The 14,269-nt window shown below is 62.7% G+C and carries 14 protein-coding genes; 6 read left to right on the top strand and 8 right to left on the bottom strand.

Annotated features, from left to right (window positions below; genetic code table 11):
• The first annotated feature begins 243 nt into the window (after positions 1-243).
• Complete coding sequence (locus tag B0G69_RS02310; RefSeq protein WP_121315474.1) at positions 244-1,425, top strand: lytic transglycosylase domain-containing protein; 1,182 nt, start codon at positions 244-246, stop codon at positions 1,423-1,425.
• Positions 1,426-1,641: 216 nt separating this feature from the next.
• Here B0G69_RS02310 and B0G69_RS02305 read toward each other — a convergent pair whose 3' ends face one another.
• From B0G69_RS02305 to B0G69_RS02270, 8 genes are all read right to left on the bottom strand, one after another.
• A complete protein-coding gene (locus B0G69_RS02305) occupies positions 1,642-2,838 on the bottom strand; it encodes a pyridoxal phosphate-dependent aminotransferase (protein ID WP_121315473.1) in 1,197 nt (398 codons plus the stop codon).
• A 140-nt stretch (positions 2,839-2,978) separates the two neighbouring features.
• Positions 2,979-3,413 (bottom strand): transcription antitermination factor NusB, encoded by a 435-nt coding sequence (gene nusB, locus B0G69_RS02300; protein ID WP_121315472.1) that lies wholly within the window; start codon positions 3,411-3,413, stop codon positions 2,979-2,981.
• On the bottom strand, positions 3,410-3,916 hold the full coding sequence (ribH, locus tag B0G69_RS02295; RefSeq protein WP_006050161.1) for a 6,7-dimethyl-8-ribityllumazine synthase: 507 nt from the start codon (positions 3,914-3,916) through the stop codon (positions 3,410-3,412). The genes nusB and ribH overlap by 4 nt, the downstream gene beginning before the upstream one ends.
• 49 nt (positions 3,917-3,965) lie before the next feature.
• Entirely contained in the window at positions 3,966-5,099 is a 1,134-nt protein-coding gene (gene ribBA / locus B0G69_RS02290; protein ID WP_121315471.1) for a bifunctional 3,4-dihydroxy-2-butanone-4-phosphate synthase/GTP cyclohydrolase II, read from the bottom strand.
• 209 nt (positions 5,100-5,308) lie between these two features.
• Positions 5,309-5,923 carry a riboflavin synthase gene (locus B0G69_RS02285; RefSeq protein ID WP_121315470.1) on the bottom strand — a complete coding sequence of 205 codons (615 nt, stop codon included), beginning with the start codon at positions 5,921-5,923 and terminating at the stop codon, positions 5,309-5,311.
• Positions 5,924-5,938: 15 nt separating this feature from the next.
• Positions 5,939-7,096, bottom strand: coding sequence for a bifunctional diaminohydroxyphosphoribosylaminopyrimidine deaminase/5-amino-6-(5-phosphoribosylamino)uracil reductase RibD (gene ribD, locus B0G69_RS02280; protein WP_121315469.1), 1,158 nt, complete (start codon positions 7,094-7,096; stop codon positions 5,939-5,941).
• A gap of 81 nt (positions 7,097-7,177) precedes the next feature.
• Entirely contained in the window at positions 7,178-8,461 is a 1,284-nt protein-coding gene (gene hemL, locus B0G69_RS02275) for a glutamate-1-semialdehyde 2,1-aminomutase (protein ID WP_121315468.1), read from the bottom strand.
• A gap of 158 nt (positions 8,462-8,619) precedes the next feature.
• Positions 8,620-9,249 carry a hypothetical protein gene (locus B0G69_RS02270; RefSeq protein WP_121315467.1) on the bottom strand — a complete coding sequence of 210 codons (630 nt, stop codon included), beginning with the start codon at positions 9,247-9,249 and terminating at the stop codon, positions 8,620-8,622.
• Between the two features lie 320 nt (positions 9,250-9,569).
• Between B0G69_RS02270 and B0G69_RS02265 the strand changes: the two genes are divergently transcribed.
• The 5 genes from B0G69_RS02265 (at position 9,570) to B0G69_RS02245 (ending at position 13,979) form a co-directional block, all read left to right on the top strand.
• Entirely contained in the window at positions 9,570-10,790 is a 1,221-nt protein-coding gene (locus B0G69_RS02265; protein ID WP_121315466.1) for a Bcr/CflA family multidrug efflux MFS transporter, read from the top strand.
• Positions 10,791-10,984: 194 nt separating this feature from the next.
• Positions 10,985-11,215: a hypothetical protein gene (locus tag B0G69_RS02260; RefSeq protein ID WP_121315465.1), complete on the top strand. Its 231-nt coding sequence runs from the start codon at positions 10,985-10,987 to the stop codon at positions 11,213-11,215.
• 150 nt (positions 11,216-11,365) lie between these two features.
• Positions 11,366-11,770: a RidA family protein gene (locus B0G69_RS02255; protein ID WP_121315464.1), complete on the top strand. Its 405-nt coding sequence runs from the start codon at positions 11,366-11,368 to the stop codon at positions 11,768-11,770.
• A gap of 288 nt (positions 11,771-12,058) precedes the next feature.
• Positions 12,059-13,108, top strand: coding sequence for a DUF4325 domain-containing protein (locus B0G69_RS02250; protein WP_121315463.1), 1,050 nt, complete (start codon positions 12,059-12,061; stop codon positions 13,106-13,108).
• A gap of 328 nt (positions 13,109-13,436) precedes the next feature.
• Positions 13,437-13,979 carry a hypothetical protein gene (locus B0G69_RS02245; RefSeq protein ID WP_121315462.1) on the top strand — a complete coding sequence of 181 codons (543 nt, stop codon included), beginning with the start codon at positions 13,437-13,439 and terminating at the stop codon, positions 13,977-13,979.
• Positions 13,980-14,269 lie beyond the last annotated feature (290 nt).

Below are 14,269 nucleotides of genomic sequence, written 5' to 3'. Positions count from 1 at the left end.
GCTTTTGAAGTCCTCGCCAGCGCCGATTGACGCTGGTTTTTCGCGTGGGAGCCAACGCCTGCCTTCTTGGCATCGCGTTTGCCATTTTTTTCGAGATGGCACCCCACAAACGGTATTTGCCGTTTTCCCGACGTCGCTGCTGCCCTAACCAGACAGAGCACGCGATGTCTTGACTCTGCGAACGTGTGGTACCGCCATCTTCATTGGGCGGGGTTCGCGGATCATGCAACATGGGAGATCTGAATGAACGCCTGGTTATCGTGGCGTCCCGATGAGCGTATCGCGCAAGTTGTGCGTGGTGTGCTGCGTCGCGGGACGCGAATGAGTCATTATCTGTTCAGCATTGTCGGCGGTGCTGCTGTCGTGCTGGCAGTCGCGCTGTGGCTGATGCCGGCCTGGCGCGGCACGCTCGCCGCGCGGTTGATGCCGGTCATCTCCGCGGCCGTGCAAGCGGGTCCCGCCCGTCTGCTGCAGGGCAATCCGCTGCCGTCCTTTGGGCCGCCTGGCAACGTGGCTGCGTCTTCCGACGACACGCTGTCGGCCAACTCGACGAACGGTGCCGAAACGAACAACGGTGCAAACAGCGGCGGCACCAGCCTTACCGTGAGCAATACCAGCTTCGACGGCGCTTTCGACGGCTCCGGCTCGACCGGTATGGGCGTCGCGGCGCTGAACGGGCTCGATCCGCGCACCATGCAGAGCGTCACCGCGCTCGCGCGCATGATCCCGTCGCAACGCGTGTCCGCCGATGCGCGTGACGATCGCGTGCTGATCTCGAGCCGCGAGCAGGATCTGGTCGCGTCATACCTGGCGCGGCGTTATCGCGTCGCTCAGGAGCCTGTCAGCGAGTTGGTGAAGGCAGCCTTCGACACCGGCCGCGAAGTCGGTCTCGATCCGCTCCTGCTGCTGTCGGTGATGGCGATCGAATCGGGCTTCAACCCGTACGCCGAGAGCGGCGTGGGCGCGCAAGGCCTGATGCAGGTGATGTCCAAAGTACATTCGGACAAGTTCCAGTATTTTGGCGGCGAGAGCGCGGCCCTCGAACCGGTCGCGAACATCAAGGTGGGCGCGCTGGTGTTGAAGGATTGCATCGCCCGCGGTGGTTCGCTGCCGGGCGGCTTGCGTCTTTACGTCGGCTCGACCTCGCAGGACGACGGCGGCTACGGCGCCAAGGTGATGGCCGAGCGTGGCCGTCTGCGCGACGTGGCGCGGGGCCGCAAGGTGCCGATCAACGCGCCGCAGGCTCCGGTACTGACCGCGTCGACCACCACCAATGCGGCGGCCAGCGGCGGCAAGCGGGTGCAGGTGACGCTTCAGGGCGCCCATCAGCTGAGCGCGGCGAGTCCGGTGACGGCACCGGCGGCTCCTGAGCAGGACGATGCCAACACGAAGCACGTGGCATCGGCTTCGGAGTTGGGCGCCTGAAGCTGGGCGGCACCATGCCGACGTAGCTGTCGGCAATGTGATGCATCAGCAGCGGTGATGAAAAAAGGACACCCAGGTGTCCTTTTTTTGCGTCTGGAGGATCAGGAGGGGCGCGGCGCGCTGGTGGTCGGCGCGTCAGGCGTGTGATGGCGCAGAGGTACTTGGCAGGTCCAGCGCGGAAAATTCCGAGCGCGGCAGATCCCGCCCGCAGCACTTTCAGTGCCGCCCGAAGAGCTTCGTTAACCGCTCGACCGCCTCCTCCAGCTTCGGATAGGCCGTGGCATACGACAACCGGATGTACTCCTTCGGCGCGTGCGTGCCGAAGTCCATGCCCGGCACCAGCACCACGCCCGCGTCGTGCAGCATGGCTTTGGTGAGCGCCGCGCTGTCGCCGGCAGCCGGATGCGAGACGGTGCGGCAATCGGCATACACATAAAAGGCGCCGTCCGGCATCACCGGGACCGAGAAGCCCAGCGACTTCAGCGCCGGCGCGATGAAGTCGCGGCGGCGCTTGAACTCGAGGCGCCGCGCTTCATAGACGGCGATCGTTTCCGGCTCGAAGCAGGCAAGCGCCGCGTGCTGGGCGAGCGCCGACGCGCAGATGAACAGGTTCTGCGCGAGCTTTTCGAAAGCGCCCACCATGCCGGGCGGCACCACCAGCCAGCCAAGCCGCCAGCCGGTCATGTTGAAATACTTCGAGAAGCTATTGACGGTAATCACGTCGTCGCCGAGCGAGAGCGCCGACACCGGCTTGGCGTCGTAGCTCAAGCCCTGGTAAATCTCGTCGACGATGGTGAATCCGCCACGCGCCCGTACGGACTTGACGATGCGTTCGAGTTCGGCCGGTTCGATCGACGTGCCGGTCGGATTCGACGGCGACGCGAGCAGCACGCCGCGGGTGCGCTCATTCCACAGGCGCTCGACATCGGCGGCGGTCAACTGGAAGCGTTCGGCCGGGCCGCTCGGCACCATCACTGGCTTGCCTTCGGCGGCGATCACGAAATGACGGTTGCACGGATAGCACGGATCGGGCATCAGCACTTCGTCGTCGCGATCGACCAGCGCCGCGCAGGCCAGCAGCAACGCGGCGGAGGCGCCGGCGGTGATGACGATCCGCGCCGGATCGACGCTGACGCCGTAGACCTCGCCGTAATGCGCCGAAATCGCTTCGCGCAGCGCGTGCAGGCCGAGCGCATTGGTGTATTGCGTGACGCCACGGCGAAGCGCATTGGCCGCCGCTTCGATGACCGGCTCGGGCGCGGTGAAATCGGGCTCGCCGATTCCCATGTGAATGATGTCGCGTCCGTCGCGCTCGAGAAGCGCTGCCTCCTTGGCCAGTTCCATCACGTAGAAAGGCTGGATGGCGTCGACACGCGCAGCAAGCCGCACCAAAGGTTCGGTCACGGAGTTCATACAATCAAATCCAGTTCAGAAGCAAAAGCGGGACGGCGTCCGGCGCATTCATCACGCGCGAAACGGCGTCCCCGCAAACAGTTCGGCTTTGTCAGGCGAGGCGCGAGGCACCGGCGTGGCCGGCGTCTTGCACCTCATACTCAATGCTTGCGAGCCGCCTGTGTTTCGTCAGCGCGCAGTTGCGCCGAGAGCTTGTCCAGCACGCCGTTCACGTACTTGTAGCCGTCGGAGCCACCGAACGTCTTGGCCAGTTCAACTGCTTCGTTGATGACCACGCGATAGGGAATATCGACGTGATTCTTCAACTCGAACGCGGCAACCAGCAGCACCGCGCGCTCGACGGGCGAGAGCTGCTCGATGGGACGGTCCAGACACGGCGCGATGGCGGCGGAGAGCGCTTCCGAATCGCGCATCACGCCATGCAGGATCGCGTCCAGATGCTCGTGGTCTGCCTTGTCGAAGCCTTGCGCGCCGCGCAGTTGCGCGTCGATCTCGCCGGCGGGCGAACCCGACAGCAGCCACTGATAAAGCCCCTGCGTGGCCAGTTCGCGGGAGCGTCGGCGTGCGCTCTTCATGCCTCTTCCTCTTCTTCGTCTTCTTCTTCGTCGTCGCCGCCGAGTTGTTCGAGCGCGACGGCGAGATTCGCCATTTCGACGGCCACGCGCGCCGCGTCACGACCCTTCTCGGTCATGCGGGCGACGGCCTGTTCGTCGTTCTCAGTGGTCAGCACGGCGTTCGCAACCGGAATGCCGAAGTCCAGACCGATGCGCGTGATGCCCGCGCCGCTTTCGTTCGACACCAGTTCGAAGTGGTACGTTTCGCCGCGAATCACCGCGCCGAGCGCGATCAGTGCGTCGAACTGCGCGCTTTCCGCGAGCTTTTGCAGCGCCAGCGGGATTTCCAGTGCGCCCGGCACGGTGACGAGCAGCACGTCTTCGCCGGTCACGCCGAGGCGTTCCAGTTCTTCGATGCAGGAGTCCGCGAGACCGTTGCAGACGGGTTCGTTAAAGCGCGCCTGAACGATGCCGATGCGCAGTCCGTCGCCGTCGAGATTCGGTTGGTATTGTCCGATTTCCATGTGAATTCCGTAGTGTTTTGAGTGGGCGCTAAGCGCGTGAATGGTCGGATCAGCCTTGCGGAGCCTGCGCGGCGCTGCCCGGCATCGGAACGAACCCCGTGACTTCGAGACCGTAACCCGACATGCTGCCCAGCTTGCGCGGGTTCGACAGCACCTGCATCTTGCCGACACCGAGCTCGCGCAGAATCTGCGCGCCGATGCCGTACGTCTTGAAATCGACCGGTCGGCGCTTGAGCGCGTTGGCTTTTTCCTTCGAGTCGAACGCCTTGAACACGTCGATCAGATGGTCTTTCGAGTCGCCGCAGTTCAGCAGCACGACCACGCCGAGGTCGCGTTCGGCGATCTCTTTCATCGCCGCGTCTAGCGTCCACGAGTGCGTGGATTCGCCGACTTCGAGCAGATCCAGTACCGACAGCGGCTCGTGCACCCGCACCAGCGTGTCCTTGTCCGGGTTCGGCGTGCCGCGCACCAGCGCGATATGCGGCTGGCCGCTCGGCTGATCGAGATACATGACCGCGCGAAACGCGCCGTGTGCGGTCTGCATGGTGCGTTCGCAAATACGCTCGACGATCGACTCCGTGCGGCTGCGGTAGTGGATCAGATCCGCGATCGTGCCGATTTTCAGATCGTGCTCTTTCGCGAACTCCATCAGGTCCGGCAGGCGCGCCATCGTGCCGTCGTCCTTGATGACTTCGCAGATCACCGCGGCCGGCGTGAGGCCCGCCAGCGCGGTGAAGTCGCAACCCGCCTCGGTATGGCCGGCGCGCACCAGCACGCCACCAGGCTGGGCCATGATCGGGAAGATGTGGCCCGGCTGAACGATGTGCTCGGCTTTGGCGTCCGGCGCGACCGCCGCGGCGATCGTGCGGGCGCGGTCGGCCGCCGAAATGCCGGTGGTCACGCCTTCGGCCGCTTCGATGCTGACCGTGAACGCCGTGCCGTACTGCGTGCCGTTGCGGTAGGTCATCAGCGGCAGGTTCAGCAGCTTGCAGCGCTCCTGCGTGAGCGTCAGGCAGATCAGGCCGCGGCCGTAGCGGGCCATGAAATTGATCGCTTCCGGCGTGACGAACTCGGCGGCGACCACAAGGTCGCCCTCATTTTCGCGGTCTTCTTCGTCGACGAGGATCACCATCCGGCCGGCTTTCAGTTCGGCGATGATCTCTGGAGTGGAGGCGAGCGTCATGTTGGCGAGATTTTCGGGAAAGCGCGTATTTTACGCCACGCGCGAGTCCAAGTCGCCTCCGCCGGATGGCATAGGCCGTTTGGCCGACTGGCGACGGCCCCCAGGGCGTTGCTATGCTCGTCGAAACGATGCACGCATGAAGCGGCTGAAAGCGGCGGGGCGCCGCTGCCAGCCCATGCGCGGCCGGGCCTTGGCCCGGCGCGGGTACGTTATTTCGGCGCGTTCAGCATGCGCTCGACGTAGCGCGCAATCAGATCGATTTCCAGATTCACCTGCGTGCCTTCGCGCAAACGCTTGAGCGCGGTTACTTCAACCGTGTGCGGAATCAGGTTGATCGAGAACTCGCAACCGTCGTCGCGATCTTTAACCGAGTTGACGGTCAGGCTCACGCCGTTGACAGTGATGGAGCCTTTGTACGCCAGATAGCGGCCGATCTCGCGCGGCGCCAGCACGCGCAGTTCGTGCGATTCGCCGACCGGCGCAAAATGCGTGACCGTGCCGAGGCCGTCCACGTGGCCGGAGACGATATGGCCGCCGAGCCGGTCGTGCGCGCGCAGCGCCTTCTCCAGATTGACTTCGCCGATTTCGCCGAGGCCGGCCGTGCAGTTCAGGCTTTCGCGCGACACGTCGACTTCGAACGAATGTGCGGTCTTCGCGACCACGGTCATGCAGGCGCCCTGGATCGTGATGCTGTCGCCGAGCTGCACGTCGCCGAGGTCGAGGCCGCCGGCTTCGACGTTCAGGCGCACGCCCGCGTCGCCGTCCGTGCCCAGCGGTTTGACTGATTCGATGCGGCCCACTGCCGCGACGATTCCTGTGAACATCGTGCTAATCCTTGGTCATTTCGAAACGGAGGGAGGCGCGGGAGTCGTGCCGGTTTCGCCTGAGGTCTGCGGCGCGATGCGCGCGAGAATCCGCAGATCGTCGCCGATCCGGTCGACCGCGTGGAAATTCAGTTTGACACGGCCGTCGAGCGATTCGGGCGCGCCGAGGTTGAACATGCTCATCGAATCCATGCCGAGCAGACTCGGCGCGAGATAGACGAGCAGTTCGTCGACACAGCCCTCGCGCAGCAGCGAGCCGTTCAGCTTGTAGCCTGCCTCGACGTGCAACTCGTTGACGTTGCGCTCGCCGAGCACTTTCAGCAGGCGCGGCAGATCGACCTTGCCGGCCGCGTTCGCCAACGGGATGATCTCGGCGCCGCGATCGCGTAACGCGGCCGCCCGATCGGCATGGCGCTGATCGAGATTGCCGCAGAAGATCAGGGTGGGTGCGCCGGCCAGAATCTGTGCGTCCGGCGGCACGTCGAGCTGACTGTCGATCAGCACGCGTTGTGGCTGACGTGGCGTGTCGACCGCGCGTACCGTCATGCGCGGGTCGTCTTCCCTGACGGTGCCGATGCCGGTCAGAATCGCCGATGCGCGGGCACGCCACGCATGACCGTCGGCGCGCGCCGCTTCGCCGGTGATCCATTGGCTGATGCCCGACGGCAAGCCGGTGCGGCCATCCAGCGAGGCCGCCACTTTCATGCGGACCCACGGGCGGCCGCGCGTCATGCGCGACACGAAGCCGATGTTCAGTTCATGCGCTTCGTTCGCAAGCAGCCCGCAACGCACTTCGATGCCGGCGTCGCGCAGCATCGCGAGACCGCGTCCGGACACTTGCGGATTCGGGTCTTCCATTGCCGCGACCACGCGCGCGACCTGCGCGTCGATGAGCGCGTTCACGCACGGCGGCGTGCGGCCGAAGTGGCTGCACGGTTCGAGCGTCACGTAAGCGGTGGCGCCGCGCAGATCGTGGCCGCGCGAACGCGCGTCCTTCAACGCGCGAATCTCCGCGTGGTCCTGGCCGGCAGGTTGCGTGAAGCCTTCGCCGATCACCTCGCCGTTCTTGACGAGCACGCAACCCACGCGCGGATTCGGATCGGTGGTGTACATGCCGCGCCTGGCCAACGCGAGCGCGCGTTCCATATGGACGAAGTCGGTTTGCGAAAACATCGGGATCCGGTCGGGTACGGTGGCTAGGCTATATCGTGTTTCGGTTTCGGCGGTCTTTGCTGCTTCGAAGCCGCGCGGGCCTCAGGCCGCGAGCGACGCAAAGGCGCCGCGCGCCGCGTCGATCGTGGCGTCGATGATCGCATCGTCGTGAGCGATCGACACGAAGCCCGCCTCATACGCCGACGGCGCGAAGTACACGCCCGCGTCGAGCATCTTGTGAAAGAACGCGTTAAAGCGCGGCACGTCGCTCTTCGTGACTTCGGCGAAGCTGCTCGGGATCGACTCGGTGAAGTAGAGGCCGAACATGCCGCCGAGCGAATCGGCCGCGAACGGCACCTTCGCTTCGCCTGCGACTTGCGTGAGTCCCTGCACGAGGCGTGCGGTGCGTGCCGCGAGCGTGTCGTAGAAGCCTGGCGCCTGGATCAGCTGCAGCGTCTTCAGGCCGGCGGCAACCGCGATCGGGTTGCCCGACAGCGTGCCCGCCTGATAGACGCCGCCGAGCGGCGCGAGGTGAGCCATGATGTCGCGCCGTCCGCCGAAGGCCGCCGCCGGCATGCCGCCGCCGATCACCTTGCCCAGACACGTGAGGTCCGGCGTGATGCCGTACACCTCTTGCGCGCCGCCGAGCGCCACGCGAAAGCCGCACATCACTTCGTCGAAGATCAGCACCGAGCCGTATTCACTGCATAGGCGGCGCAACGCCTGCAGGAATTCCGGCGTGGCGCGCACGAGATTCATGTTGCCCGCGACCGGCTCGACGATCACCGACGCGATCTCGTTGCCGAACGCCTTGAACGCTTCTTCGAGTTCGGCGACGTTGTTGTATTCGAGCACGGTGGTGTGCTTCGCGATATCCACCGGCACGCCCGCCGAGGTCGGATTGCCGAAGGTCAGCAGGCCCGAGCCGGCTTTGACGAGCAGGCTGTCCGCGTGACCGTGGTAGCAGCCTTCGAACTTGACGATGCGGCTGCGGTTCGTGAAGCCGCGCGCGAGACGCAGCGCGCTCATGGTCGCTTCCGTGCCGCTCGACACCATGCGGACCTGTTCGATCGACGGCACGAGCTTGCAGATCTCTTCGGCGATTTCCACTTCCGACTCGGTCGGCGCGCCGAACGAAAAGCCGTTGGCCAGCACGCGCTGCACTGCTTCGAGCACTTCCGGGTGAACGTGGCCGAGGATCATCGGGCCCCACGAGCCGATGTAGTCGGTGTAGCGCTGGCCGTCCGCGTCCCAGAAGTAGGGGCCTTGCGCGCGCTCGATAAAGCGCGGCGTGCCGCCGACGGAACGGAAGGCGCGCACCGGCGAGTTCACGCCGCCAGGAATGGTGCGTTGCGCGCGTTCGAAGAGGAGTTCGTTTTTGGACATGGCGATGGCTGGAATTGGGGTTGCGCAGCGGCGCAGGCTGCCCGTGGGCGATTCGCGCGATGCTGGGATAGGTGGAGAAATTGTACCGGAGTCGGCGTGAACGGGTCTTGCGGCGCGCCCGATAGCGTCCTTGTGGCGCGGCTCGCGCGGCACGCCTTTTAACCTTGTTGTGCGCGTTTCGTCACGGCCTTCTTCGCCGCGGTTCGGCTTGCCGGCGCGCGTCTCTGCTTGCTTGCCGTCTTTGGCTTCGAGTCCTCGGGACTTGGCGCCGCGCGTTGTGCGGCCGCCGCATGCGCCGTGACTTTGCTCGAACGCGTGGGGCCCGCTGGCGTGTCGAGTTTCGGCGGCTTGCGTTTGCCCGTGAGTTCGGCCCAGCGCTTTTCCAGCGCGCCTTCGGCGCTCGGCTTGATCACGGTGCCCGAGCTCTGCGCGTCCCATGTCTGCACGGAGAACGGAAACATGCGCAACATCTCGCGCGGGATCACCGGTGCTTCGTGCGCGTCGACGAGCCAGTCGTACACGAAGTCGATGCATAGGCGATAGCCGCGTTTCGTCGCCGGGTCGGGGACTTCATAGGGGGCACGCGTTACGTAACCCGAGCCGAAGATGCCTTTCGGTTGCTGCGCGACGCGATGCAGGAATACGCGATCGCCCGGCAGGATGCTGCGCGCAAATCCGCAGCCCCACACGTCGCTGACCGCGACGCCCGCGGCGACGCGTTTCGCAACGTCGGGCAACTCGGGCCACGGCCATTTCTTGGGGCTCCAGATCAGCAGGAAGGCGGTCATCGCATGCTCGAAGCAGAATGGATGGGGAAGGGCGTGCGTAGCTTCTGGCGCGGCCCGAACGGTCAGGCGGCAGCTTAACCGATCGACGGCGCGCTTGCCGCGTGGTGTCCACCCAGTGGCCGCCCGGCCATATTCGCGTGTGGAAACCGGCGAGGCACGGCTAAACACGGCGAGATACGACGCGAAGGGCGCGAACGGCGAGCATAGCCCAGGCACTCGCAAGCCGAGCCCGTCGCGTACAATCGGTCCCGATACCTTGCTGCTATCCCGTTCTACCCGCTCTGCTGCCGATGTCGGCGCGGCGCTCCATCCGGATTTCCATGTCTCACGTCCCCAGAAGCCGGCCAGATGGCCGGCTGATTCTGTTGCTCGGTGCGCTTGCCGCGTGCGGGCCGATTTCCATCGACATGTATTTGCCGAGCCTGCCCACCATCGCGCAGGCCTTCGCGATCAGCACCGGCGCGGCCCAGGCGACGCTCACCAGTTTCATGTTCGGCTTTTCGATCGGCATGCTGCTGTACGGCCCGCTGTCTGATACATATGGACGGCGGCCGGTGCTGCTAGGCGGCATCGTCATGTATGCGCTGGCGAGTGTGGCGTGCGCGCTGTCGTTCTCGATCGGCTCGCTGGTGATGTTCCGCTTCGTGCAGGCGCTCGGCGCGGGCGCGGCGTCGGTGCTCGCGCGTGCAATTGCGCGCGACGCACACGGGCCGACCGATGCCGCCCGCGTGCTGTCGATGCTCGCGATCGTCACGTCGATCGGTCCGTTGCTCGCGCCGCTGATCGGCGGACAACTGCTGCTGCTCGGCGGCTGGCGCGTGGTGTTCGTCGTGCTGACGCTGTTCGGCGCGGTGTGCGCGGTGACCGCTTTCTTCAAGGTGCCGGAAACCTGGCCGCGCGAGAAGCGCGCGCAGTCGGCGCTGCTGAAATCGTTCGGCGCGTACGGCAAGCTGCTGCGCGATCCGGTGGCGTGGGGGCACATGCTGTGCGGCGGCATGGCGTTCGCATCGATGTTCGCCTACATTACGGCGACGCCGTTCGTGTACATCGAGTATTTCCACGTGTCGGCGCAGCATTACGGGTTCCTGTTCGCGTTGAATATCGTCGGCATCATGTTCGGCAACTTTCTGAACACGCGTCTGGTCGGCCGGCTCGGCTCGCTGCCGATCATCTCCTTGGCGGCGACCGTGAGCTGTGTGGCTTCGCTGTTCGTCTGTCTCGTATCGCTGACCGGGTGGGGCGGCTTGTGGTCGATCGTGTTCGGTCTGTTCTTCGTGGTGGGCGTGGTCGGTGTGCTGGCCGCCAATTGCACGACCGATCTGATGCACCGTTATCCGCTGAATGCCGGCGCTGCGGCCGCTGTGTTCGGCGCGGTGCAACTGGCGCTCGGCGCATTGTCGAGCCTCGCGGTCGGACTATGGCAGGACGGTTCACCGAGAGGCATGGGCATCGTGGTCGGCGTCGCCGGTTCGTTGTGTTATGTCGGGCGGATGCTGGTCGTCCGGTGGCATGGGACGAAGGCGCCTGCGGCGGTTGTGTGACGGTTGCCACGAGGTTTCGGCCGAGCTTGCCTGAGCCTTGCCCGAGGCGAACCCGATAGATCGCCGGCATGACACATCCGTTCGTCGCTCGCAACCGGGCGTCTCTACGGAAAACACCAGGTGTTGCGTGCGCGCGACCTTGCGTTTCAAATTGCATTGCTATGATGGAGTCACTGTTCCTCGGAGCGGCAATCATGGCGATCAGAGACTTGATGAATGGCGAACGGCAGCATGCGGCTTTCGCCGAAGCGCAGAAGCTGGCCGACAGCGGCGCTTATCACGATTACACGGACATCGAATACGTCTTGCGCTTTGATTATGGGTTGACCGATGTATCGGCTCTGCTCGACAGTCAACCGATGCATCGCGACCTGAATCTCCGTTGCGCGGATGCGCGCGAAAAGCTGGAGATGCTCAGCGTGTGACGGGGCGGTGGGGGACTCGTTGGTCGATGCGTGTGAGCGGTGCCGGATGTTGGTTGGTTGGTGGCGCGCAACCTCGTGCAGCGAATGCAGCGGCTTCCGTTCGCTATGGCCGCGTGTTGCGTGACGCTTGGTCACCATTGGAGTGAATTCATGGCGGATAGCCAGCAGGATACACGTCTACCAAAGACGGACAATCCCTCTACGCTTGCAAAACCAGGTGGTCATTACAGCCACGTCGCGATAGCAAACGGCTTCGTGTTCGTCTCCGGGCAATTGCCGATCAACGCGCAAGGCGACAAGCTCGCCGATGCGTCGTTCGAAGCGCAGGCCGAACAGGTTCTGGCGAACGTGCAGGCCGCTCTCGAGCGCGCCGGCAGCAGCATCGCGCAACTCGTGCAGGTGCGCGTCTATATCGTCGATGTCGAACACTGGATGAGCTTCAACCAGATCTACACGCGCTGGGCCGGTGAAGCACGGCCTGCGCGTGCCGTCGTGCCGGTGCCCCAACTGCACTATGGATTCAAGATCGAAATCGAGGCGACTGCGCTGGTTTAGACCGTGGTGTTTGCGTCGCAGCGTGACCGCACGCGGCACAAACGAAAAACGGGCCAACTGGCCCGTTTCGTGATGACTTGGCGGAGACGGTGTCCGCCAAGCTAGTATATCTGGAAGGGGTTTCAGGCTTGATGTTCCTATCAGTCCACCAAAGAGACCACCATACGACCGACGGTTACCAAGTGGTGTGATCTCGATCCTAAGCCGGGGCGGCAGTGTGAATAAGGTTGACGAACGCATCAATAAGGTTGACAATAAATCTAACTTAGGTTGTCAAAGAGGCGTCGTGTGACCAGCAAAGTTAGAGAAAAAGGCGAGCAAGTACGTAGTTTTATCCTGGCGAACATAGAAAGCCATAATGGCGACATAGCAGCCCTCGTCGCCAACAAGTTCGGTATCACTCGGCAGGCCGTGAACAAACATCTCGTGAGACTGCGAGAGCAAGGGACCATCGTAAAAGAGGGCAGCGCTCGCTCGCCCGTTTACAAAATGGTTCCTATGGTGGCAAAAACCTTCGTTTATCATTTAACTCCTACTTTGCAAGAGGACGTGGTTTGGAGTTCAGCAATAAAAGAGGCAGTGCTGCCATTGCCGGACAATGTGCTTAACATCTGGCATCACGGTTTCACCGAGATGTTCAATAATGCGATTGACCATTCGGGCGGAACCGAAATTCTAGTAACGGTGAAAAAGAATGCCCTTTCTACCGAAATAATGATTGCGGACAATGGTATTGGGATTTTTAAGAAAATTCAAACTGAATTCGACCTGCTCGATGAGCGGCATGCCATCTTTGAGCTGGCTAAAGGGAAGCTGACGACTGACCCACGAAATCATTCTGGAGAAGGGATTTTCTTCACGTCGAGGATGTTCGATACTTTTGAGATTCTCTCCGGCGGTCTTTACTTTGGGCATGAAAGGGGTAAGCCAGAGGACTGGTTGCTTGAGAGATCCAAGGCTGATAACGGTACAAGTGTTTTTATGCAACTGAATAATCATACATCGAGAACAACAAAAAAAGTCTTCGATGAATATACGGAAGGCGACGACTACGGTTTCGACAAAACGGTTGTTCCTGTAAATCTAGCGAAATACGGGATGGATGAGCTAATCTCACGTTCACAGGCGAAGCGGTTATTGGCTCGCGTCGAGTTATTTAAAAAGGTGATTTTCGATTTCAAAAATGTCGAGCAGATTGGTCAAGCATTTGCGGACCAAATATTTAGAGTTTTTGCTAACGACCATCCAGAAATAATATTGCAGCCTATCAATACGAGCGAAGCTGTGAGAGAGATGATTTCTCGTGCCCAAGCTCACCGTAGCGCCGAAGAGGGATGACCCAACCGCCCCTTCCCCGGGGGCACTCTATTCAGCATTAACATCTAAATGTATCGCATTGACAGATCGTTGCGAGGCCGGCCCGCCGGTAAAGCGTGGTGGACTGGCCTTCCCGCCGATTTCCGGGGTTGTTAAAAGCTTTAACAAAATCCTGAAAAGGGAAAATTTTCTGCGCGTGCGGGAACGTGTGGTCTATACCGGCGCTGGTCGCGGACTTTTCCCGTACCCCTCTCGTTCGGCCGCAGAGAACCACGCCGCGGCTTGGTGCAACACGCACGCATGCTGCCCGGCGCTCTATAGAATCCGGGTATCAGAACGAGGCCCAGCCATGTGCACGAAAGATTTATGGAGTATCGCGGTTGACATTGCGCAGATCGCTTCCGCCCTCGGCACTTGTGCTGCTGTTGTTGTTTCGCTATGGCTTGCCGGCAGGGGAGATTGGCTGCGAGTTCGCGTGTCGTTGACGGTGCGCAATCGGATGTTCTCTTCGACGAATCCATCGGACGCCCGGTTCGAATTGACCAATGTGGGCGAGCGCGACGTCTTCATCTCGCGTGTTTATTGGCGCATCGCGCGAACGTCGACGACACATTGGATGAGCTGGCAGCGGTACGGTGATGACGAGGAGCAGGGCGACATTTACGGTGTCGGGCTGCGGCATGGGAAGCCCCTCGCGATTCTTGTGCCGTATCGAATCAATGTCCGACACATCCGCGAGTTGCTTGGCATCGAAGGGCGGTTGTCCAAGAGGCGACTGAAGCGCATCCGACTCGAAATCATCTTCACAACCGGCCGAGTTAAGTGCATCAAGATCCCGGATGATGTCGCCCGGGAGATAGAGGCAGTGTCCGGACAGCCTGAGCCGGCCTGAGTGCACCGGCTCATGTCGGCGAAATTGGTTTTCATTTTTCGCGGGCGTGAAGATTTGACGAACTGGTCGGTCCCGGGCAGGTATGCCTCCGACTTTGCCTACACCCCTTGGGTGCGGCCAATGAAAGAGCCGCGCCAAGAACGTCTGGCGCGGCTCAGTGCAGGTGCCTCAGGTAAGGCCGTCGGGGACTCGCGTCGCCCCCGGCGCATCCCGGCTCGCCATGGCTCGGCTCTAACGTAAGGGTGTCTCTTACATCATAGGCTGCATGGTGAGGCGTACTTGTGCGCTAT

It is taken from the genome of Paraburkholderia sp. RAU2J (assembly GCF_003634845.1).
Taxonomy (GTDB): domain Bacteria; phylum Pseudomonadota; class Gammaproteobacteria; order Burkholderiales; family Burkholderiaceae; genus Paraburkholderia; species Paraburkholderia fynbosensis.
The sequence above is the reverse complement of the archived record's forward strand: the minus strand, read 5'-3'. Positions and strand labels throughout refer to the sequence as shown.

Bases quoted from the DNA above. Each gene is read 5' to 3' on its own strand.
- B0G69_RS02310 (WP_121315474.1), top strand. From the start codon at position 244: ATGAACGCCTGGTTATCGTGGCGTCCCGATGAGCGTATCGCGCAAGTT.
- B0G69_RS02305 (WP_121315473.1), bottom strand. From the start codon at position 2,838: ATGAACTCCGTGACCGAACCTTTGGTGCGGCTTGCTGCGCGTGTCGAC.
- nusB (WP_121315472.1), bottom strand. From the start codon at position 3,413: ATGAAGAGCGCACGCCGACGCTCCCGCGAACTGGCCACGCAGGGGCTT.
- ribH (WP_006050161.1), bottom strand. From the start codon at position 3,916: ATGGAAATCGGACAATACCAACCGAATCTCGACGGCGACGGACTGCGC.
- ribBA (WP_121315471.1), bottom strand. From the start codon at position 5,099: ATGACGCTCGCCTCCACTCCAGAGATCATCGCCGAACTGAAAGCCGGC.
- B0G69_RS02285 (WP_121315470.1), bottom strand. From the start codon at position 5,923: ATGTTCACAGGAATCGTCGCGGCAGTGGGCCGCATCGAATCAGTCAAA.
- ribD (WP_121315469.1), bottom strand. From the start codon at position 7,096: ATGTTTTCGCAAACCGACTTCGTCCATATGGAACGCGCGCTCGCGTTG.
- hemL (WP_121315468.1), bottom strand. From the start codon at position 8,461: ATGTCCAAAAACGAACTCCTCTTCGAACGCGCGCAACGCACCATTCCT.
- B0G69_RS02270 (WP_121315467.1), bottom strand. From the start codon at position 9,249: ATGACCGCCTTCCTGCTGATCTGGAGCCCCAAGAAATGGCCGTGGCCC.
- B0G69_RS02265 (WP_121315466.1), top strand. From the start codon at position 9,570: ATGTCTCACGTCCCCAGAAGCCGGCCAGATGGCCGGCTGATTCTGTTG.
- B0G69_RS02260 (WP_121315465.1), top strand. From the start codon at position 10,985: ATGGCGATCAGAGACTTGATGAATGGCGAACGGCAGCATGCGGCTTTC.
- B0G69_RS02255 (WP_121315464.1), top strand. From the start codon at position 11,366: ATGGCGGATAGCCAGCAGGATACACGTCTACCAAAGACGGACAATCCC.
- B0G69_RS02245 (WP_121315462.1), top strand. From the start codon at position 13,437: ATGTGCACGAAAGATTTATGGAGTATCGCGGTTGACATTGCGCAGATC.